The sequence below is a fragment of the Enterococcus sp. HMSC078F03 genome, from assembly GCF_001811595.1.
In the GTDB taxonomy this organism is placed as follows: domain Bacteria; phylum Bacillota; class Bacilli; order Lactobacillales; family Enterococcaceae; genus Enterococcus; species Enterococcus faecalis.
The window spans coordinates 1-23288 of the sequence record NZ_KV805562.1; the positions used below are offsets into that span (position 1 = coordinate 1).

Below are 23288 nucleotides of genomic sequence, written 5' to 3' on the forward strand. Positions count from 1 at the left end.
GCGTAGTGTTGGTTCTGTTCCCGCCGTTTATCAGGCTTTTTTTATTGTGTGTAAATACACAAGCAAAATAATCGCTTTCCCTTTTTTATTTACCGTATAATGGGATAGAATGACTTTATACAAAAGGGGAAAACAAGATGAAATACCAAGTATTACTTTATTACAAATATACAACAATTGAAGATCCAGAAGCTTTTGCGAAAGAGCATCTAGCTTTTTGCAAATCATTAAACTTAAAAGGCCGTATTTTAGTAGCGACAGAAGGGATTAACGGAACGTTATCTGGTACTGTCGAAGAAACAGAAAAGTATATGGAAGCAATGCAAGCAGATGAGCGCTTTAAGGATACATTCTTTAAAATTGATCCAGCAGAAGAAATGGCCTTCCGCAAAATGTTTGTTCGCCCACGTTCTGAATTAGTGGCGTTGAACTTAGAAGAAGACGTTGATCCATTAGAAACGACGGGGAAATATTTGGAACCTGCAGAATTTAAAGAAGCCTTATTAGACGAAGACACTGTTGTAATCGATGCTCGTAACGATTATGAATATGATTTAGGTCATTTCCGTGGTGCCGTGCGCCCAGATATCCGTAGCTTCCGTGAATTACCACAATGGATTCGCGAGAACAAAGAACAATTTATGGATAAAAAAATTGTTACCTATTGTACTGGCGGGATTCGCTGTGAAAAATTTTCTGGCTGGTTATTAAAAGAAGGATTTGAAGATGTTGCTCAATTGCATGGTGGTATCGCCAACTATGGAAAAAATCCAGAAACACGTGGCGAACTTTGGGACGGCAAAATGTATGTCTTTGATGACCGAATCAGTGTCGAAATTAATCATGTTGATAAAAAAGTTATTGGGAAAGACTGGTTTGATGGGACACCTTGCGAACGCTACATTAACTGTGCAAACCCAGAATGTAATCGTCAAATCTTAACTTCAGAAGAAAATGAACATAAACATTTAGGTGGCTGCTCATTAGAATGTAGCCAGCATCCTGCCAACCGTTATGTAAAAAAACATAATTTAACAGAAGCAGAAGTTGCTGAACGTTTAGCTTTGTTAGAAGCGGTTGAAGTATAAAAATAATAAAAAAATAAACAAAAAAACTTCGAAAATTATTTTTCGAAGTTTTTTTGTTTATTTTTTTGTCTTTAAAAGTGTTGATTTTAAAGCTTTCTTAGCTAAAACCATTTTATTTTTTAAAAGCGTCTGAAAAAAATAAAAAAATCTAATAAATATTTCTTTTATATAATGTTTATTGGCTGGGCCAGTCAATGTTGAAAATGGGGAAGGAGGAATTCAGATGAAAATCATAAAAAGGTTTAGTTTGGTATGTTTAGGGCTATTGATCATTGGGTTGCAAACAAAAAGCGTTATGGCTGAAGAAAATAATTATGAATCAAATGGTCAAGCGAGCTTCTATGGTACCTACGTTTATGAGAATGAAAAAGAGTCAAATGACGTAGCGTATACCCAACAATCAGAAGAACAGGGAAGAAACAATTTAGCTGCTTCTGGACAAGCAGTTTTACCTAAAACAGGCGAGTCTGAAAATCCGCTGTATTCCTTGATAGGAGTTAGTTTGTTGGGGATAGTCATTTATTTAATTAATAAAATGAAACGAGAGAAGGAGTTTATTTAATGAAAAAAACTGTTTTACTTACATCGGCAACCATACTTTTAGGCGTAGGGTTTCAAGCAATAAACGCATCAGCAGCAGAAACTTTTCCGAAAGAATACAATACAGAAGGCACAATTACTTTTGAAGCAGGTGATAATGAAATCACACCGCCTGTTGATCCAGAAAATCCCGATCCTACTGATCCAGTAGACCCAATTGATCCTCCAGGGCCAGGAACGGGTGGTGCCTTATCAATTGATTATGGGTCAAAATTTAAATTTGGTACACAAAAGATTTCTACGGCAGATCAAACGTATTATGCTGCGCCAGATGAAATGAAAGATGGTTCAAAAAAACCAACCTATGTACAAGTAACTGATAAAAGAGGAACGTTAGCAGGATGGAAACTAACGCTTTCCCAACCTGAACAATTTAAAACAGCTACTGGAGAAGAACTAGTCGGCGCTCAATTGACGTTTACAAAGGCAGAAGCTGCCTCAATGGTGGATGAAAAATATAAACCTACTGAAGTCAGTAGTACTATTTCCTTAACACCTGGTGTAAATAATAATCTAGCGATGAACGCTAAAAAAGAAACAGGTGTTGGGACTTGGGTTTATCGCTTTGGTTCAAATGAAGCAACAAATAAAGAAGCTGTCCAACTATTCGTTCCCGGAAAATCTGTAAAGCTTGCACAACAATATTCAACGAAGTTAGTTTGGGCATTAGAAGATACTCCCGCTAATAATTAAATAAAGGAGAAAAGCAATGAAAAAACAATTCACAGGAATCGTTCTATGCAGTACATTTGCAGTTGCTGGTTGGTCCTTACAAGCGAAGGCAGAGGAGCCAAAAGAGTATCGTTCGAATGGTTTAGTAGAATTTATTCCGAACGTAGATCCGACAGAGCCGGTTGATCCAGAAAATCCCGATCCAGAAAAGCCAGTCAAACCAATTGATCCGACAGACCCAGAAGGTCCCAATCCTGGTACCCAAGGACCGCTGTCTATTGATTATGCTTCAAGTTTTGACTTTGGGAAAAATCGTATTTCGAATAAAGACCAAGTATATTTTGCAAGAGCACAGCAATATCAAGAAAATCAAAAAGAAACACCAAATTTTGTGCAAATTTCTGATAATAGAGGAACCAATAGTGGTTGGTCTTTAACGGTTACGCAAAAGGAGCAATTTAAAGCAACAAAGGCGACTTTAAATAGTCAGTTGACAGGTGCGCAAATTTCTTTAGCTAACCCGACCGTTAATAGTAATGCGCAAAATGTTGTGAAACCAGAGGCAACAAATAAGATTGCCCTTGTTCCAGGAACCGCATCGCTAGTGGCAGCTGCGAAGCAAGGAACCGGTGCAGGAACCTGGGCTACTTATTGGGGCAAAGTAGAAGTTGTTGCAGAACGCGATGAAACCAATACGGTACACAATGTTAATGTTACAAAAGATGTTGCGCTATCAGTACCAGGGTCAACCCCTAAAGATGCCGTGAAATATCAAACAAAATTATTGTGGACGTTGACGGATGTACCAGGAATTTAAAAAGTAGAGGTGAAGAGAGATGCGAAACAAACAAAGCCTAGTCTTTTTGGCAAGTAGTTTATTCTTACTAATCCTTGCGCCTATTACTAGCGAAGCGATTAGTAATCCTTCGACAAATATCAACGAAGTCAATCGGGAAATAGTGGAGGAATCGGCCAATGATCAGGCAACTAGCGCTCCTTCTCACTCGGAAACATTAGAGCAAGAACCTTCCCTAGAAACGACAACAACAACCGATAATCATCCAGCAGAAACAGACCAATCAACGGCTACTTTAGAACCTAGCGAACAACAAAAGGATGACGGTACCAGTGCAACGGAATCGGTGATAGTTGAACCACAGCCGCGCATGTTGGCTGCGCCATACGCTACTTCATTGCCGGATGATCCTAACATCATTCCAATCGACAAGGTGTTTCAAGAGCCAATTGGAAATGCAACAAGTATTTTAGAAGGTGGGAAGTTATTACAACTAAACCCAGCTGTTAAATCACAAAAAGGCGCTATTTGGTCAAAAAAACCAATCAGTTTATTGTCGGATTTTACCTTTAAAAGTTATTTGTATTTAGGAAACGAGTATGCAAATGCTGGTGATGGTATGACCTTTACCTTAACGAATGATCCTAGAATGTCCACAACGCCTCAAGAAGTCATTGGTTCACCTGGGATGGGAATCGGTGCATACTCCACGAAAGCTGGTCAACCTTATGTTAGAAATGCCTTATCGATTGAGTTTGATACCTATAAAAATACTGGTAGTTCCAACCGAATGGACCGAGAAATTTCACAAGATAAGGGAAATGGACATTTAGCTTTTGTCACTCCGAAAGCTAATAACAACAACTATACAGGGGAGCATTCAGGCGTCACTGTTGCGCCAACCTATCTATCTAATGGAACCTGGCGCATGTTGACTGTTCATTGGAATGCCGCAACCAAAGCATTAACATATGATTTAGAAGGTGTGGGCACGAATACGTATGTAGTTTCAGATTTAAATGCACAATTTGGCGCAACAACGGTTTATTGGGGCTTTACATCATCCACAGGTGGCAAATACCAAGAGAATGCTTTAGCAATGACACAAATTCCTACCAACGTTACGTCACAAGCAGCCCTTAGCGTGAATGGTCAGGAATTTAGCTCAGCTGTTGAAGCAGTGAAAAATGATCAGGTGAGACTACGGAATACATTGAATATTGACAATGACTTTATCGAAGATCGTCAACCGCAAGTAAGCATTGACTTACCTGATGAATTAGCATATGAAGAAAATTCATTAACGATTGATGGTAAAAAGGTAGCAGCCAAAGATCTGACACAAACAGGGAATCACTTAACAATTGCTTTAAATGACTACCTAGTTTTAAAGAAGGACATGATGATTGAATTAAAAACAACCCTTCAAGATAATACGCCCGAAAAAGTTTTAACTATGAACTTTGACTATTATGAAGAAGGAACCTTACTGCAAAAGTCAAATAATGTAACGATTACTATTCCTAAACCAACAGAAAAAACAGTAACCGTTTTTTATAAAGACGCAGAAGGTAAAGATATTGCTCCACCTAAAAGTGTAACAGGGAAAATTGGTGCACCCTATCAAGAAAAACCCCTAGATATTTCTGGCTATGTTTTTACAAAAGACTCGGGCAATGCGGAAGGAACAATGACAGAGGAAACAAAAGATATTTATTTTTACTATCGTTTAGGGGAACTATATTTTAAAGAGGCACCAAAACAGATTACTTTTGGTACGGAAAAGATACGTAATCAACCACTAATTAAACTTGGGCATCCCACCGAAGGACTCAAAGTCGTGGATGAACGTAACGCAAATAATTGGCGCCTGCAACTAAAGCAAACGCAACCGTTAACAAATGATTCAATTGTAATGCCAGATGTTTTTTCTTTCGTTTCAACTGCTGGAAGCTCTCAGATTACAAATGAGGCAATTACGCTTTTAGAAAGTAATCAGAAAGGTGAAACAGATTTAACAGCATTACTTGATGAATCAAAACAACAAGGAATTCAAATCAATGTTCCTGTAGCTTATCAAAGAGTTGGAACATTTAAAGCTCGTTTATCTTGGGCGTTAGAAGATGTGCCAGGAAATTAAAGAAAAGAATGGAGAAAAGAAAATGAAAAAAGTAACAACAGTATGTTTATCCACATTTATTTTAGGGAGCTTAGGCATGACTTCTCAAGCCTTTGCAGAAGATGGCGGTAGTTATACATCTAATGGTATCGTAGAATTTACACCAAGTGAAGAGCCAACTAATCCGGTTGACCCAACGGATCCAACTAATCCAGTTGATCCTATTGATCCAACAGATCCTGAAGGTCCTAATCCAGGAACAAACGGTCCGTTGTCAATTGATTATGCGTCAAGTCTAGACTTCGGTGTTCAAAAAATCACGTCGAAGGATCAGACTTATTTTGCTGCTACCCAAAAATACAAGACGGTAGGCGCAACCGATGAAGTCAAAGAAGGGCCTAACTATGTCCAAGTAACAGATAACCGTGGAACCGAAGCTGGCTGGTCATTAAAAGTGAAACAAGAAGGACAATTTAAATCAACTTCTGGTAAAGAATTGACTGGGGCAGCTATCACGTTTAAAAACGGAAATGTAGTGACTGCTTCAGATTCAGGCAAACCAACAGGCCCAGCCACAATCACGCTAAATTCAGATGGTAGTCAATCAGATGTAATGAGTGCAGCGAAAGGAAACGGTGCAGGAACTTATTTATTTGATTGGGGAACAGATGCAACTACAGCCGCTAAAAGTATTGAGTTAACTGTTCCAGGTTCTACAACCAAATACGCTGAAAAATACGCCACAAAATTAACATGGACGTTGACAGACGCTCCAGGAAATTAAACGAGTTTTAAAAAGAAGAATAGCGGGGAACATAGTTACCTGCTATTCACTACATATAGAAAAGGAGTAAATAATTTGAACAGAAAAAAACAACGATTTCTTTTTTTTCCGATACTACTAATTCTTTTAGCGTTAGTACCTAGCAATGGTTTTGCCAGTGAATTTAATTTTGCGGTTACGCCTATTCCATCAGAAAAACAAGTAGATAAAGAAAAAACTTACTTTGATTTATTACTAGCACCAAATGAAGAAACTGAGTTGAAAGTGAACTTGCGCAATGATACAGATAAAGAAGTAAAGGTAGGTATTTCCATCAATAGTGCCATTACCAATTCAAATGTAATCGTGGAGTATGGTGAAAATAAGGGGAAAAAAGATCAAAGTTTAGCGTTTGATATAAAAGACTACGTTCAATACCCTAGCTCAGTTCGTTTAAAACCGAAAAGTGAACAAACGGTTTCTATTAACGTCAAAATGCCTAATACACCCTTTGATGGAGTGTTAGCTAGTGGTATCACTTTTAAAGAAGAAACGTCGGATGAAGGCAAACGCCAAGACGATAAGAGTCAGGGGTTATCCATTAAAAATGAATATTCGTATGTCGTTGCATTATTGATGCAGCAAAATAAAAAAAAGGTTGAGCCGAATTTACTTTTGAAAAAAGTCTCACCAGGACAGATTAATGCTAGAAATGTGATTTTAGTCAATCTACAAAATGATCAAAAAACATATATTAACCAAGTTGCATTTTCGGCAGAGATTACCAAAAAGGGACATGAAGAAGTTTTATATAAAGAGGAAAAAGCAAACATGCAAATTGCACCAAATACCAATTTTTCTGTTCCCATTGCGCTAAAAGGGCAACCGCTTAAGCCAGGAGATTACCATTTGTCTATGACCGTTGTTGGGAATAAAGATGCTGCAGGCTCATTTAAAAAATCAATAAACAATGAATCGATATCTTTTAGAAATCAATGGCAATTTGAAAAAGACTTTACAATTAATGGTGAAGTTGCCAAAGAATTAAATGAAAAAGATGTCACCTTAAAAGAAAATCATTCGAATTTATATTTGATGATTGGCTTACTACTATTATTGATAGTGATTTTAATCATTGCCTGGTTGATTTGGCGAAAAAAGAAACAGGAAAAAAACGAAAGAGAAATATAAAGAGTAGTTAATTTTTGATTTGATCATCGGCAACGTTTTTGTTTGTTTTTGCTTATCAAACATGCAGTTTATTCAACAAACCTAACTCAAAAAAAGAAATAATAAGAAGGAGTATTGTTAAATATCGTCTGATACCACTTTACTAGTTATATTTTTTGTTTTGTTATGTAGCTAAAGTATTTGGCAATATATGTGAGAAAAATGGATAAATACAAACATTTACTATTATGGAGTACATTGTTACTCTCGTTTTTTCAAGTAACCAATGTGCAAGCAGCAGAAGAACGGAATCCAATTTATAATCCGACCAATCCAACAGAAGAAATTTATCCGATTGAGAATACTGGCACACCAGAAAAAATGGAAGAAACAAATGAAAGTACTATGACTAGCGAAACGCAAGCGGAAGAAAGTAGCGAAGACGTTAGTAAAAAAGAAGTGACAACCAATAATCCAAAAACAAATGAAGAAAGGCCTTCTTCCAAGAAAAGTCAGCATCAAGTATTTTTCACGGATGAATTATTTGATGCTAGCCATATCACCATTGTACCAAATAGCACAGGCGGTGCTGGAACGGAGGGGCAAAACACTTTTTACTTGAATTTCATACGGGAATTAGTAGGAACGGCTATTTATGGGAGAAAGAACTGATAAATGATGAATTATGAAATTTTTTTAAATAAAGAAGATCAACGAAGTTATTCCTTGCTAAGGCATTTAGAAGAAAGTCCCACGCTATCAGGTACTTTTATTGCACTTCGCGAAGAATTATCAATGTCGAATTTTTTAGTCAAAAAAACATTAGAAAAATTAAAAGCAGATATTGACAATCTAAAGTTAAGCGACAGCTTAACTTTAGTCGTTTCTGATGTAGATGTTACACTTGAAATTGATGGAAACTATTCAAGTAAACTTTTGCTCACGAAATACTTAACAGAATCGCTCTCTTTTAAATTAGTGTTGTCTTACTTTAGAGGAAATTATAGTTTGACAAAGTTTGCTGAATGTAATCATGTCAGCACCTCTGTGGCGTATAGTACCTTACAGCGGCTAAAAAAAGCCTTAAAGGAGTATCAGATCTATTTTAGTAAACGGGAAATTGTCGGCAATCAAAAAGCAATTTCATTTTTTTTGTATAAATTGTTCACGCTTTCCAATCAACCAATTTCCGAATTATATTCGGTAAAAGTCTATAATGAAGCGAAACGTGTATTACAGTCTGTTGAGTTAAACTATACTTTCACCACCTATGAGCGACGCAATTTTTTCCATTATTTAGCTATTATGATTAACAACGAAGGACGTGCGGTGGAAGGGATCGATACGCGTGCACTGAATACATTTTCAGAGGAACTAATAAAAAAATCGCAAGTGGCATGGGCATTGGCTTCAAAATCATTAACGTATACGATTGTTTTTTTCTTGTATTTGCATGGCAAACTAGAGAAAAAATATGTCATTCATGAAGATCCTACGATTGAAAGCCTAACTCGTGTTTTCATTGGAAGTTTTGAAAAAGCATTTAATTGTTTAGAGGAGTCAACAAGGAATACTCTAGAAGAAGGGTTAGCAATTATTCATTTCAATGTTATTTACTTTCCGATTAATATGTTTGACGATTTTGAAATGGATTTACAGTTTTTTAAGCAAACATATCCGGAATTTTATTTTTATTTAATTGAATATATTCGTTGGTTAACAGCAAAACATAAAAAAATTGCGAAAGCCAATCACTGTTTGTTTTTTAACTATCTATTGTTGCTAATTAATCATGTTCCGGTTCATTTAATTGCAGAGCCAGCCAAGGTCCTAATTGATTTTTCTTATGGAAAAGAGTATAACCAATTCATCAAAAAAAATTTATCCGTCTATGTGAATTTAAATGTAGAAATTATTGACCCGTTATCAGATACCTTACCAGATGTGGTGATTACCAATTTAAATAACTTGTATCAAGAAGAACAGAGTAAAGTTATGGTTTGGCTGGATCCACCTCGTTCGATTGATTGGGTCAATTTAACGCAATCATTATTGACTATTCAAGAAGAAAAATATCAACAACAAAAAGAATCGACAAAGACAAGCGGTGATCCTATCGAATAGAATCATCGCTTGTCTTTGTGTTTAAGTCTTTACAAAACCACCCAAGTGTTTTATAATATGAATATATATTCATATGAATATAAAAACATTAATGAGGAGGCGCATAACAATGTCAAAACAAACAGGTGCACACACACATGAAGAAAAAGGTAAAAACGTTCCAGTTATTCTCTTTTTTACAGGATTGGCTCTTTTCTTTATCGGTTTATTTTTAGGGAACATGCTCTTAGTGAAAAATATTCTTTTCTCATTAGCTGCTATTTTAGCTGGTTATCATATTATTGGGGAAGGCTTTGGAGATACGTATCGGGATACGAAAAACAATCGAAAGTTTTCGCCTAATATTCATTTGTTAATGACCTTAGCTGCAGTTGGTTCAGCATTAATGGGAAGTTTTGAAGAATCAGCATTGTTGATTTTGATTTTTGCGGCGGCGCATTTCCTTGAAGATTATGCCCAAGGCAAAAGTCAACGTGAAATTACAAAACTATTAAATTTAAATCCAACAGAAGCTCGCCTGATAACAGACGACGGCTCAATTCAAACTGTGTCAGTTGAACAATTGAAGATTGGTGACCGCGTGCAAGTCCTCAATGGTGCGCAAATTCCGACAGATGGCGTCGTGATTGAAGGAAGTACCGCTGTGGATGAATCATCTATTAATGGGGAAAGTATTCCCAAAGAAAAAAATAGTGGGGACCCAGTTTTTGGTAGTACCATGAACGGTTCAGGCACAATTGTTGTTGAAGTAACGAAAGATAGTTCAGAAACAGTTTTTGCAAAAATCGTACAGCTCGTGAACCAATCACAAGAAAATCAATCAGAAATTGCAAGCAAAATTAAACGATTTGAACCGAAATATGTCACACTAGTTTTAGCAGTTTTTCCACTAATTGTTTTAGGTGGCGCATTGCTTTTCCAATTGACTTGGGCTGAAAGTTTTTACAGAGGCTTGGTCTTCTTAATTGCTGCCTCCCCTTGTGCATTAGCAGCGAGTGCCGTTCCGGCAACTTTATCAGGAATTTCCAATTTAGCAAAACAAGGCGTTTTGTTTAAAGGTGGCTCATTCTTATCAAATTTAGCTGAAGTGAAAGCACTCGCTTTTGATAAAACAGGCACGCTAACAAAAGGCAAACCTGAGGTCACAGATTATCTTTTTGTTGATGGCTTAGAAGATCGCCAAGAAGAATTAGTAGCTGTTTTAACAAATATGGAGAAAAAATCCAATCATCCATTGGCGACGGCGATTGTTAATCGCTTTGAAGCAGAAACAACGGCTTTAAATTTAGAAGTAGAAAATATTGTCGGGGTGGGTTTAGTAACGACCATTGCAGAAACAACTTTTAGAATTGGTAAACCATCTAGTTTCGAACAAGTGCCAACAATCATTGAGAAACAAACAACGAAATTAGCAAGTGAAGGCAAAACGGTAGTGTACTTTGCCGAAAATGAACAAGTGATTGGTTTGGTGGCATTGATGGATGTTCCTAATGAAGAAGCAATGAACGCCATTCACTATTTCAAGTCACAAAATATTGAAACAACAATGATTACAGGAGATGCAAAACTTACGGGTGAAGCAGTTGGTCGCTTAGTAGGCGTGGACCAAGTTTTTGCTAATGTTTTACCTGAGGAAAAATCAGCGATTGTTGATCAATTAAAACGCGAAGTAGGAATGACAGGGATGGTTGGTGATGGCATTAATGATGCACCGGCTTTAGTGAATGCTGATATCGGAGTGGCGATGGGGGATGGTACAGACATTGCTATCGATGTTGCAGACGTGGTAGTGATGAAAAATGATCTTTCTAAATTAGGCTATGCTCACCGTGTCTCAAAACGCTTGAATAAAATTGTGCAGCAAAATATTATTTTTTCAATGTTAGTGGTAGCAACGTTAATTATCTTGAACTTTTTAGGTATTGCGAATATCGCATTTAGCGTACTTATTCATGAAGGAAGTACCTTAGTGGTCATTTTTAATGGCTTGCGTTTATTAGTTAATACAAAATAAGTCAAATAGTCACTTGCAAGAAAGGAGAGAAAGCGATGAATTCTTTAAAAATGATTGAACTTTCTCTCACCGACGTTGTCATTCGGATGGCTCTAGCCGTGGTTTTTGGAGCTTTGATTGGGTTAGAAAGAAGTATTAAAAGAAAAGGCTTCGGTATCAGTAGTAATGCCATTTTATGTTTGGCCTCCTGTACGATTTCCATTTTACAGATTCAATCGGTGGATATTTTAGTCGATGTGGTGAAACAAAATAGCGCCTTGGCGTCCATTATTTCTATGGATATTACACGATATGGCGCCCAAGTGATTAGTGGTGTAGGTTTTCTCGGTGCGGGGATTATCGTTTTTAGAGAAAGGAAAGTCTCTGGGTTAACGACAGCAGTAATGATGTGGAATGTTACTATTATTGGTTTAGTCATTGGGATGGGCTTTTTAACCATTGCGTTTATCAATCTCGTGGCAACTTTGCTAGTATTAGCTCTGGCCCATTTTAAACGAAAGACTCCTTTAAAACGATTGCAGCTTATCGTAAAAATGAAGGAACCTATGATTAAAGAAAGCCGACTGCATGAACAACTTCAAGCTTCTTTAGAAAAAGGGGAGCGCTTAGTAGAATTGACTTTGGAATCCGAACAAGAGGCAGTGACAGCAAAGATTTCTTATGTAGGCAAAGAAGATTTCTGGCATTCCAACTTGCACCATCTCTTAAAAGAAAAAGGGCACGTTCAATCTGTCTCTGTCACGGAAACAATTTAACCATAAAATAAAGCACTTGGGCGCTAGCGCGCGCCAAGTGCTTTTGTTTAAATATTTAATACTTTATCTAAGAAATCTTTTGTTCGAGGGTTTTGAGGATTTTCAAAGACTTGCTCTGGCGAACCATCTTCTAGGAAGTTACCGCCATCAATGAACATTACTCGATTAGCCACTTCTTTTGCAAAGCCCATTTCGTGAGTAACGATGACCATTGTCATTCCTTGTTTTGCTAAATCTTTCATTACACCAAGAACATCGCCAACCATTTCTGGATCAAGGGCTGATGTTGGCTCATCGAAAAGCATAATATCAGGATTCATCGCTAACGCACGTGCAATTGCGACACGTTGTTTTTGACCACCAGATAAAGAATCTGGATAGGCATCTTTTTTATCTGCCAACCCAACACGTTCTAAAAGTTCTAACGCTTTTTTCTCCGCTTCGTCTTTTGATAAGCGACCTAAATCGGTTGGTGCTAAAACAATATTTTCTAAAATAGATAAATGTGGAAACAAATTGAAATGTTGGAAAACCATGCCGATATGTTGACGGACTTGGTTGATGTCCGTATTTTTATCTGTCAAGTTCGCACCATCAATAATAATGTCTCCGCTAGAAGCTTCTTCTAATTGATTCAAGCAACGTAAAAAAGTACTTTTACCAGAACCAGAAGGACCGATGACGCAGACTACGTCGCCTTCGTTAATAGAAACATTAATGTCGTTTAAGACCGTGTTGTCACCATATTTTTTTACTAAATGTTCAACTAAGATTTTTTCAGTCATATTAGTTCACCTTCTTTTCAAGGTTTTTCGCTAATTTAGTTAAGCTAGTAATTAAAATTAAGTAGATTAACGCAATAACGAAGTAAACCATTGTACTTTGTAATGTCCGAGCAACAATAATTTTTCCTGTTTGTAGTAGTTCGATTAAGCCAATTGCTGAAAGGATAGTTGTATCTTTCAATGAAATAACAAATTGGTTAATGAATGAAGGAATCATAATGCGAATCGCTTGTGGTAAAATAATTTTTTGCATTGTCCGATTATAGGAAAGACCTAAACTTCTTGAAGCTTCCATTTGGCCAACTGGAACAGCTTTGATTCCGCCGCGCACAATTTCAGAAATATAGGCACTGGCATTTAAAGTTAATGTGATAATCCCAGCAATGAAGACCGGGATATTAAAGCCAAGCACACCAGGTAATCCGAAATAGATGAAGAACGCTAAGACCATTAAAGGAATTCCACGAATTAAATCAACATAAATGGTTGAAAGTACACGTAATGCTTTGATTGGTGAAACGCTGAATAGCCCAAAAATAACGCCGACAATTAAAGCAAGTACGAAGGAAATCAACGTTAATAGAATCGTCATCCATAAACCGTGTAACAATTGTTTCCAGTTGTTTTGCATGAAGCCAACAAACGTAGATTCGTCAGCTGTTTCTTCTTTGGCTTCGTTGCCATCTTTCACGTAAGTGCCGATAATTTTATCGTATTCACCTGTACGTTTCATTTCTTTTAAGCCTTCGTTAAACATTTCAAGTAGTTCAGGATTTTGCCCTTTTTTGACAGCAAAACCGTAAGAACCACCTTTTTCACGAGGAATTGGTGTCGCTAGTGGTTGATTTTGCGCAACCCCGTAGCCAATGACAGGATAATCATCCATCATGGCATCAACTTCGCCAATTTCTAATGCACTGTATAATGCATCAGTTGTGTCTAAATACTTAATTGAGTAATCATATTTCTTTTTATTTTTTTCTAAGAAATCAGCACTTTCAGTACCAATTTTTACGCCGACTTTTTTGCCTTTTAAATCATCATACGATTTAATTTTGTCATTGCCTTTTTTGACCGCAATTTGAATACCGCTATCAAAGTAAGGAACAGAGAAGTCGAAGGCTTTTTTACGATCATCCGTAATCGTCATGCCTGCAACCATCCCATCTGCTTGACCAGATTCAACAGCTTGGACAGCAGAACTAAAACCAATAAATTTAAATTCAACAGTAAAACCTTGCAATTCAGCTGCACGTTTGACTAAATCTACATCAATTCCGACATAATCGCCTTGGGCATTTTGAAACTCAAACGGAGCAAATGTAGAATCACTAGCAATCACATATTTCTCTTTTTTAGGAGTGATTTTTTTCATCTGTTCGCCAGCGTCTTGTGTGTTTGTTTCATCGCCTGTCGCTAAGTAGTTGTTTAAAATTTTATCATAAGTACCATTGTCTTTAAGATTTTTCAAACCAGCGTTGAACTTTTTGATTAATTCAGGGTTTTGACCTTTTTTCACTGCGAAACCATAAGAACTGCCTGTTTCTTTATCGCCAACTAATTGTAATTTTTGGCCATTTTTCACTGCGTAGCCCAATACAGGATAATCATCAACGATTGCATCCGCTTCGCCGTTTTCTAAGGCTTTATAAAGACCCGTTGCATCGTCAAAATTTTTGATGGTGTAGTCATATTTCTCTTTATTTTTTTCAAGGAAATTGGCACTTTCAGTTCCAACTTTAGCCGCAACCGTTTTGCCTTTTAAATCATCATATGATTTAATTTTGTCGTTTCCTTTTTTAACCGCTAATTGTAAACCGCTATCGAAGTATGGATCTGAAAAATCAAAGGATTTTTTTCGCTCATCCGTAATACTCATTCCAGCAATCATGCCATCAATTTGTTTAGATTGAATCGCTTGGACTGCACTATCGAAGCCTAATGGTTTTAAATCCACTTCAAAATCTTGATCTTTGGCAATCGCATCTAATAAATCAACGTCAATACCAATGTATTTTCCTTTTGAGTCTTGGAATTCAAAAGGGGCGAATGTTAAATCCGTTCCAATTGTATATTTCTTTCCTTCTGCATGTGCTGAAGTGCCACTAATGAATGTTAGCAGAGTTACCATCATCACAAAGAAAGAAAGTAAAAAGTGTTTCCTTTTCATAAAATACCTCCTAGTTTTGCATATTGAACAATTATATAGTAAGAAATAGGAAGCTGACAAGTATTTGAACGCTAAAAAGAGAAAAAAACTCTAATTTCCTTACATTTCATGTTATAAAATGTAACATAGAAATTAAGAACAAAAGATTAAGATCAGTTGAAGTCCGAAACAGCAAAAGTGGCGAAAATATGTTCGGTATGTTAAACTAATAAGTGGACATTCTGCCAGAATGGGCCGATAATTTAAGAGAAATTAGACACTTTGAGGGGGAGTTATAAATGATCGAAAGAGAAACTTCCAATACCTTTCATTTGGCTTCTAAATATGAGCCTGCCGGAGATCAGCCAGCCGCTATTGCTGAACTAGTTGACGGTGTCAAAGGTGGAGAAAAAGCTCAAATTTTACTTGGAGCGACCGGAACAGGTAAAACATTTACAATCTCTAATGTGATTCAAGAAGTGAACAAACCAACATTAGTGATTGCACATAATAAAACACTAGCTGGACAATTATACGGGGAATTTAAAGAATTTTTCCCAGATAATGCGGTCGAGTATTTTGTCAGTTACTATGATTATTATCAACCAGAAGCATATGTACCCTCAAGTGATACATATATTGAAAAAGATTCCAGTATTAATGATGAAATTGATAAACTACGCCATTCAGCGACAAGTTCTTTATTGGAACGAAACGATGTCATCGTGGTAGCATCAGTTTCTTGTATTTTTGGTTTAGGGGATCCGCGGGAATACAGTCAACAAGTTGTTTCATTACGTGTGGGAATGGAAATGGATCGTAATGAGTTACTAAAAAGCTTAGTCGATATTCAATTCGAACGAAATGATATTGATTTTCAACGGGGGCGTTTTCGTGTCCGCGGTGATGTGGTTGAGATATTCCCAGCTTCACGGGATGAGCATGCGCTACGTGTTGAATTTTTCGGAGACGAAATTGATCGAATTCGTGAAGTAGATGCGTTAACTGGTGAAATTGTCGGCGAAACAGAGCATGTCGCTATTTTTCCGGCAACACACTTCGTGACGAACGAAGAACATATGGAACACGCCATATCGCAGATCCAAGAAGAATTAGAGGCACGTTTGAAAGTGCTTCGCAGTGAAAATAAATTATTGGAAGCTCAACGTTTGGAACAGCGAACCAACTATGATATTGAGATGATGAGAGAGATGGGCTATACGTCAGGGATTGAGAATTACTCTCGACATATGGATGGTCGCCAAGAAGGAGAGCCGCCATATACGCTGTTGGACTTTTTCCCAGATGACTTCTTACTTGTAATCGATGAGTCTCATGTAACAATGCCGCAAATTAGAGGAATGTATAATGGCGACCGAGCACGGAAACAAATGTTAGTGGACTATGGTTTCCGGTTACCAAGTGCACTTGATAACCGACCGCTTCGTTTAGAAGAATTTGAACAACATGTAAACCAAATTGTTTATGTATCGGCAACACCAGGCCCTTATGAAATGGAACAAACAGAGACTGTTGTTCAACAAATCATTCGACCAACAGGTTTACTAGATCCAGAAGTAGAAATCCGCCCAATTATGGGTCAAATTGATGACTTGGTGGGCGAAATTCATGAACGGATCGAAAAAGATCAGCGGGTGTTTGTCACAACCTTAACGAAGAAAATGGCCGAAGATTTAACCGACTATTTCAAAGAATTAGGCTTAAAAGTTAAATATTTGCATAGTGATATAAAAACACTGGAAAGAACGGAGATTATTCGCGATTTACGATTAGGCGAATTTGATATTCTAATAGGTATTAACTTATTACGTGAAGGAATCGATGTGCCAGAAGTTTCCTTAATTGCGATTCTAGATGCGGATAAAGAAGGCTTCTTACGTAGTGAACGCTCGTTAGTGCAAACGATGGGACGGGCTGCCCGGAACGCTGAAGGAAAAGTCATTATGTATGCAGATAAAATCACCGATTCGATGCAACGAGCTATGGATGAAACGGCACGACGTCGGGCAATCCAAGAAGCATATAATGAAGAACATGGTATTGAACCAAAAACAATTATTAAAGAAATTCGTGATTTGATTTCTATTTCCAAAACAGCTGATAAAGATGAAACAGTGGTTCAATTGGATAAATCATATAAAGATTTATCAAGACAAGAAAAAGCTGATTTATTAATGAAACTTGAAAGAGAAATGAAGGATGCGGCCAAAGCATTAGACTTCGAAACTGCAGCCACATTACGAGATACCATTCTTGAATTGAAAGCTGCCAAATAAGTCAACCAACGGATTAAGTAAAAGATACGATGAACCATCGTATCTTTTACTAATCTTTTCTCTATAGAATGACTTGAAATGATTTGACGTAAGAGATTTAGTAAAAGGAGAACATATATGGCAAATGATAAAATTGTGATTCATGGTGCACGCGCCCATAACTTAAAAAATATTGATGTCACGATTCCTCGTGACAAAATGGTTGTCGTAACTGGACTATCTGGTTCTGGCAAAAGTTCATTAGCGTTTGATACGCTTTACGCAGAAGGGCAACGACGTTATGTAGAGAGTCTCTCTGCTTATGCGCGACAATTTTTGGGACAGATGGATAAACCAGATGTTGACAGCATCGATGGTTTAAGTCCAGCTATTTCAATTGATCAAAAGACGACAAGTAAAAACCCACGCTCAACGGTGGGGACGGTCACAGAAATCAATGATTATTTACGATTGTTATTTGCTCGGGTAGGTCATCCAATTTGTCCTAACGATCATATTGAAATTACCAGTCAGTCTGTTGAACAGATGGTTGATAAAGTCTTAGAGCTACCAGAGCGAACAAAAATTCAAATTTTGGCCCCTGTTGTGGTCAAGAAAAAAGGCCAACATAAAAAAGTGTTTGAAATGATCCAACGTGAAGGGTATGTCAGAATGCGGGTGGATGGTGAAACCTATGATGTTAGTGAGGCACCAGAACTTGAAAAAAATAAAAAACATGATATTGCGATTGTGATTGACCGTATCGTTGTGAAAGAAGGCATTCGCTCTCGCTTGTTTGATTCGTTTGAAGCGGCTTTGCGTTTAGCTGAAGGTTACGCAATTGTTGATGTGATTGGTCAAGAAGAAATGTTGTTTAGTGAACATTATGCTTGTCCTTATTGTGGGTTCACAGTCGGTGAATTGGAACCGCGCTTGTTTTCATTTAATGCACCATTTGGCGCTTGTCCCGATTGTGATGGTTTAGGTGTTAAATTAGAAGTGGACAAAGACTTAGTGATTCCAGATCCCACTAAAACCTTGAGAGAAGGGGCCATTGTTCCGTGGAACCCTATTAGTTCCCAATATTATCCACAAATGTTGGAGCAAGCAGCCACCAGTTTTGGGATTGATATGGATACGCCGTTTGAAGAATTACCTGCAGACCAACAAGAAATTATTTTAAATGGTTCTGGCGAGAAAAACTTTCATTTTCATTATGAAAATGACTTTGGTGGTGTTCGTGATGTGGAAGTGCCATTTGAAGGGATTTTAAAAAATATTAAACGACGTTATCATGAAACGAATAGCGATTTTACACGAGATCAAATGCGGTTATACATGACAGAATTGACTTGTCGAAGCTGTCAAGGGTATCGTTTGAATCCGCAAGCTTTAGCTGTAAAAATCAATGGCACGCACATTGGTGAAGTCAGTGAATTAGCAATAAAAAATGCGGTCCAATTTTTTGAAGGTGTGTCTTTATCTGAACAAGAAACAACGATTGCTCGGCCAATTTTAAAAGAAGTCGAAGATCGGTTAACCTTCTTAAAAAATGTTGGGTTAGATTACTTAACCTTAAGTCGAGCTGCTGGTACACTTTCTGGCGGAGAAGCACAAAGAATTCGCTTAGCAACACAAATTGGATCAAACTTATCAGGCGTTCTTTACATTTTAGATGAACCATCAATTGGTTTGCATCAACGAGATAACGACCGCTTGATTGACTCATTGAAAAAAATGCGGGACTTAGGCAATACATTAATTGTGGTGGAACATGATGAAGATACAATGATGGCTTCGGATTACTTGATTGATGTGGGACCTGGCGCTGGACATCTGGGCGGTGAAATTGTAGCCGCTGGTACGCCGGAAGAGGTTGCTAAAAATCCGCATTCATTGACCGGGCAATATCTTTCTGGGAAAAAAGTGATTCCTGTACCAAAAGAACGTCGCAAAGGTAATGGCAAAGCGATCAAAGTCACTGGTGCCAGTGAAAATAATTTAAAAAATGTCAGTGTTGAATTTCCGCTGGGTGAATTTGTTGCTGTCACAGGCGTTTCAGGTTCAGGGAAAAGTACTTTAGTCAATCAAATTTTAAAAAAAGCGCTGGCCCAAAAATTAAATCGTAATTCCAATAAACCCGGGAAACACAAAAGCATCACTGGTTATGAAGCCATTGAAAAGATTGTTGACATTGACCAAAGTCCAATTGGTCGAACACCAAGAAGTAATCCAGCGACTTATACTAGTGTTTTTGATGACATTCGCGATTTGTTTGCCCAAACAAATGAAGCCAAGGTTCGTGGCTATAAAAAAGGTCGCTTTAGTTTTAACGTCAAAGGTGGCCGTTGTGAAGCTTGTCGCGGGGATGGTATCATCAAAATTGAAATGCACTTTTTACCTGATGTCTATGTGCCTTGCGAAGTTTGTCATGGCAAACGTTATAATTCTGAGACGTTAGAAGTTCATTATAAAGGCAAAAACATTTCTGATATTTTAGATATGACGGTGGAAGATGCCGTAGAATTTTTCAAACATATTCCTAAAATTCATCGTAAATTGCAAACAATTGTGGATGTAGGCTTAGGCTATGTGACATTGGGGCAGCCGGCAACTACTTTATCTGGTGGGGAAGCACAGCGGATGAAGCTAGCGAGTGAACTTCATAAAAATTCTAATGGGAAAAACTTTTATATTCTGGATGAACCAACAACAGGCTTGCATACCGATGATATTGCGCGATTGCTTCTAGTATTAGAGCGTTTAGTGGAAGCGGGCAATACCGTTTTAGTGATTGAACATAACTTGGATGTCATCAAGTCTGCGGATCATGTGATTGATCTAGGGCCAGAAGGTGGCGACGGTGGTGGGACGATCGTGGCGACCGGAACACCAGAAGAAGTTGCTAAAGTCAAAGACAGTTACACAGGATATTATTTAAAACGTGTTCTGAAATAAACATTAATGATTAGATAAAGAACCTTGTTTTTATGGGAAACAAGGTTTTTTATTATAAAATAACAAATATTTTTTAATAAAAATTAAAAATAAATGTTGACTTAATGTGTAATTAAAAGATATACTATGTTTGTTAACAAAATAACAATGAATACGAAGGGAAGTCTTAAATGAAAAACAAAAAAATAACAACAAGTTTATTAACAGCAGGAATGGTCTTAGCTATCGGAATCACACCTTTTGTACATAGTAACACAATGGAAGCAGCGACCTTAATTTCACAATCAGACCATGAAAAAGTAATGAGTTTTACCAAGAAAGACTTAAAAGAAGCAACGGGCATTCAATTGGAGCCGGCGACAGTACAAGCCGTTCATCAGGAATTAAAGCAACAAATCACCTGGGAAACATTAGGCTATTCCACAATTGATGCGCAAAATATTGCGACACGTTTTACACAAAATACATATCAGGCTCTGGGGATTTTAACAGATATCGCCAACCATTCAGACCTTCAATTGAAAGTCATAACCATTAATAATCCCTATCTAGCAACAGCTAAAATTGGTACCTTTAAGTGGGAAACTGTAACTCCTGAAGTTGGTGGGGACCATGAAACAGCAGACAATGAACTAACCACACCGACACCGACTGTTGCCAGTCTTCAAGAGATTGACGTAGAAATTGAATACGACGAAAATGAAATTGAGTTCACCTATGAAATAAAATCGAACTGAACAATTGAAGCAACGTATGAAGATGAATCTGCTGATTTAGAATTAGAAGGTAAGGCAGCACAAGACAAAATCATGACTCTTTTAGATGGATTGTCAATCAAAACAGCTACAAATGAACAAATTAAAGAACACATTACGAAAAAGTTAGCCGTGAATGAACAAGTAAAACAATTTGAGTTTGAAGCTAATTTTACTGATAAAACAGAAATTGAGTTTGTATTAAAATAACACAGAGTTATATAGTATAATTCAGCAATTAAAACAGCATTGACAAAAATGTCAATGCTGTTTTTCTATGAAAGAATAGAAATCTTTATAAGAATGATTGAAAAGCTTTCTTTGATACGCCCGGGGTGTTATAATATAGTGATGCAAGTGAAGGGAGTGTTGAATATGCCAGAAAATTTACAACTGGTTATTATTACAGGAATGAGTGGCGCTGGAAAAACAGTCGCTGTTCAAAGCTTTGAAGACATGGGCTATTTCTGTATCGACAATTTACCACCAAGCTTAATCCCAAAATTTTGGGAATTAATTAAAGAATCTGGAAAAGTTACCAAGATTGCGTTAGTGATCGATTTACGTTCACGGACCTTCTTTAGAGAAATTCAGGATATGTTAGTCGAACTTGAAAATACTAATTTTATTGATACAACGATTTTATTTTTAGATGCCACCGATGAAGAGTTAGTTTCTCGTTATAAAGAGACACGGCGTGCGCATCCAATGGCGATGGATGGTTTAGTGACAGAAGGTATTCGTAAAGAACGTGCAATGCTGGAAGAAATCAAGGCGGATGCTCAGTTGGTTATTGATACCACGGACTTGTCCCCTCGTCAATTGCGGGAACGTTTGAATAAAGAACTAGCAACGAGAGAGACACACGAATTTCGAGTGGAAATGGTGTCCTTCGGCTTTAAATATGGTTTGCCGATTGATGCAGATATCGTTATGGATGTTCGCTTTTTACCTAACCCCCATTATATTGATGAACTACGACCGTTAACTGGAATGGATCAACCTGTTTATGATTATGTGATGGGCTTCCCAGAAACAGATGAATTTTATACAAAATTTATCGATTTACTGCGAACAGTCTTACCTGGATATAAAAAAGAAGGTAAAAGTAGCGTCACCATTGCAATTGGCTGTACTGGCGGACAACATCGCTCTGTTGCATTGACAGAACGTGTTGGCGCTGAATTAAAAGAGGAAGATTACCATGTAAATATTACCCACCGCGACCGCTTAAAAAGAAAAGAAACGGTTAATCGCTCTTAATGAAAACCTATCGAATTCGTAAACCGAAGATCGTGGTTGTTGGTGGTGGAACAGGCTTGCCAGTAATTTTGAAAAGTTTAAGAAATCAAAGTGTTGATATTACTGCCGTCGTAACGGTCGCTGATGATGGCGGTAGTAGTGGCGAGCTTCGTTCCTCTATTAATAACATGACACCTCCGGGAGATTTAAGAAATGTTTTAGTGGCATTGTCAGATATGCCACAATTATATGAAGATATTTTTCAATATCGTTTTGATAAATCAGATAGTCATTTTGCCAATCATGCAATCGGTAATTTAATCATTGCTGCTGTCTCAGAAATGAGAGGAAGTACGTATGAAGCGATTCAATTGCTTTCAAAAATGATGCATGTTGATGGACGGATTTATCCATCATCAGAACGGCCATTAACGTTACATGCTGTATTTAAAGATGGCTCAGTGGCGGTGGGAGAATCAAAAATTGCACTGGATCGCAAGACGATTGACCATGTGTTTGTAACAAATACACACGGAGAAGAGCAGCCAAGAGCTGCGCGTAAAGTCGTCAAAGCAATTGAAGAAGCAGACATGGTCGTGTTAGGGCCAGGGAGTCTTTTTACAAGTATTTTGCCTAATTTAGTTATTACAGAAATTGGTGAAGCCATCAAACAAACGGCAGCCGAAGTAGTCTATATTTGTAACATCATGACCCAAAAAGGGGAAACGGAACATTTTACGGATGCAGATCATGTTCGTGTCTTAAACGAGCATCTACAAGCGCAGTTTGTTGATACAGTGCTGGTTAACACAGAAAAAGTACCAGAAAATTACATGGATCCTGAAATTTATGATGAATATTTGGTTCAAGTAAAGCATGATTTTCAAGGATTACGTGAAGAAGGATGCCGAGTTATTTCGACAGACTTTTTAGAATTAAGAGATGGCGGAGTTTTTCATGATGGGGAAAAAGTTGTTGAAGAACTTTTCCGTATCGTATTTGGAACGAAATATTAATTAATC

Annotated in this window: 17 protein-coding genes and 1 pseudogene; 16 read left to right on the forward strand and 2 right to left on the reverse strand. The window is 37.4% G+C overall.

The window, feature by feature from the left end; all coding sequences use genetic code 11:
• The first annotated feature begins 137 nt into the window (after positions 1–137).
• From HMPREF2810_RS08300 to HMPREF2810_RS08350, 11 genes are all read left to right on the forward strand, one after another.
• Positions 138–1088: an oxygen-dependent tRNA uridine(34) hydroxylase TrhO gene (locus HMPREF2810_RS08300; protein WP_002355603.1), complete on the forward strand. Its 951-nt coding sequence runs from the start codon at positions 138–140 to the stop codon at positions 1086–1088.
• A 178-nt stretch (positions 1089–1266) separates the two neighbouring features.
• Positions 1267–1650, forward strand: a complete 384-nt coding sequence (locus HMPREF2810_RS08305) for an LPXTG cell wall anchor domain-containing protein (RefSeq protein ID WP_002386955.1) — start codon at positions 1267–1269, stop codon at positions 1648–1650.
• Entirely contained in the window at positions 1650–2381 is a 732-nt protein-coding gene (locus HMPREF2810_RS08310; protein ID WP_002361269.1) for a WxL domain-containing protein, read from the forward strand. The genes HMPREF2810_RS08305 and HMPREF2810_RS08310 overlap by 1 nt, the downstream gene beginning before the upstream one ends.
• Positions 2382–2397: 16 nt before the next feature.
• The gene (locus tag HMPREF2810_RS08315; RefSeq protein WP_002355607.1) at positions 2398–3177 is read left to right on the forward strand and encodes a WxL domain-containing protein; all 780 of its coding nucleotides are present in this window, start codon (positions 2398–2400) and stop codon (positions 3175–3177) included.
• A 19-nt stretch (positions 3178–3196) separates the two neighbouring features.
• A complete protein-coding gene (locus HMPREF2810_RS08320; RefSeq protein ID WP_002386956.1) occupies positions 3197–5296 on the forward strand; it encodes a lectin-like domain-containing protein in 2100 nt (699 codons plus the stop codon).
• 22 nt (positions 5297–5318) lie between these two features.
• Positions 5319–6059 carry a WxL domain-containing protein gene (locus HMPREF2810_RS08325; protein WP_002355609.1) on the forward strand — a complete coding sequence of 247 codons (741 nt, stop codon included), beginning with the start codon at positions 5319–5321 and terminating at the stop codon, positions 6057–6059.
• Between the two features lie 75 nt (positions 6060–6134).
• Entirely contained in the window at positions 6135–7229 is a 1095-nt protein-coding gene (locus HMPREF2810_RS08330; protein WP_002361272.1) for a WxLIP family cell surface protein, read from the forward strand.
• Between the two features lie 201 nt (positions 7230–7430).
• Entirely contained in the window at positions 7431–7880 is a 450-nt protein-coding gene (locus tag HMPREF2810_RS08335) for a hypothetical protein (protein ID WP_002363200.1), read from the forward strand.
• Positions 7881–7883: 3 nt separating this feature from the next.
• A complete protein-coding gene (locus HMPREF2810_RS08340; protein ID WP_002358731.1) occupies positions 7884–9332 on the forward strand; it encodes a helix-turn-helix domain-containing protein in 1449 nt (482 codons plus the stop codon).
• Positions 9333–9441: 109 nt separating this feature from the next.
• A complete protein-coding gene (locus HMPREF2810_RS08345) occupies positions 9442–11346 on the forward strand; it encodes a heavy metal translocating P-type ATPase (protein ID WP_002386960.1) in 1905 nt (634 codons plus the stop codon).
• Between the two features lie 35 nt (positions 11347–11381).
• Positions 11382–12101 carry an MgtC/SapB family protein gene (locus tag HMPREF2810_RS08350; RefSeq protein WP_002361276.1) on the forward strand — a complete coding sequence of 240 codons (720 nt, stop codon included), beginning with the start codon at positions 11382–11384 and terminating at the stop codon, positions 12099–12101.
• Between the two features lie 47 nt (positions 12102–12148).
• Here the strand turns inward: HMPREF2810_RS08350 and HMPREF2810_RS08355 are convergent, their stop codons facing one another.
• Positions 12149–12886: an amino acid ABC transporter ATP-binding protein gene (locus HMPREF2810_RS08355; RefSeq protein WP_002355616.1), complete on the reverse strand. Its 738-nt coding sequence runs from the start codon at positions 12884–12886 to the stop codon at positions 12149–12151.
• A 1-nt stretch (position 12887) separates the two neighbouring features.
• Entirely contained in the window at positions 12888–15056 is a 2169-nt protein-coding gene (locus HMPREF2810_RS08360) for an amino acid ABC transporter substrate-binding protein/permease (RefSeq protein ID WP_002361277.1), read from the reverse strand.
• A 278-nt stretch (positions 15057–15334) separates the two neighbouring features.
• On the opposite strand from HMPREF2810_RS08360, the gene uvrB reads away from it, so the two are divergent.
• From uvrB to yvcK, 5 genes and pseudogenes are all read left to right on the forward strand, one after another.
• A complete protein-coding gene (uvrB, locus tag HMPREF2810_RS08365; protein WP_002379127.1) occupies positions 15335–17332 on the forward strand; it encodes an excinuclease ABC subunit UvrB in 1998 nt (665 codons plus the stop codon).
• Between the two features lie 117 nt (positions 17333–17449).
• Positions 17450–20269: an excinuclease ABC subunit UvrA gene (uvrA, locus tag HMPREF2810_RS08370; RefSeq protein WP_002361280.1), complete on the forward strand. Its 2820-nt coding sequence runs from the start codon at positions 17450–17452 to the stop codon at positions 20267–20269.
• Between the two features lie 170 nt (positions 20270–20439).
• A pseudogene (locus HMPREF2810_RS08375) lies at positions 20440–21234 on the forward strand (YusW family protein).
• A 165-nt stretch (positions 21235–21399) separates the two neighbouring features.
• Positions 21400–22287, forward strand: coding sequence for an RNase adapter RapZ (gene rapZ / locus HMPREF2810_RS08380; RefSeq protein ID WP_002355625.1), 888 nt, complete (start codon positions 21400–21402; stop codon positions 22285–22287).
• Entirely contained in the window at positions 22287–23282 is a 996-nt protein-coding gene (gene yvcK / locus HMPREF2810_RS08385) for a gluconeogenesis factor YvcK family protein (protein ID WP_002355627.1), read from the forward strand. The genes rapZ and yvcK overlap by 1 nt, the downstream gene beginning before the upstream one ends.
• Positions 23283–23288 lie beyond the last annotated feature (6 nt).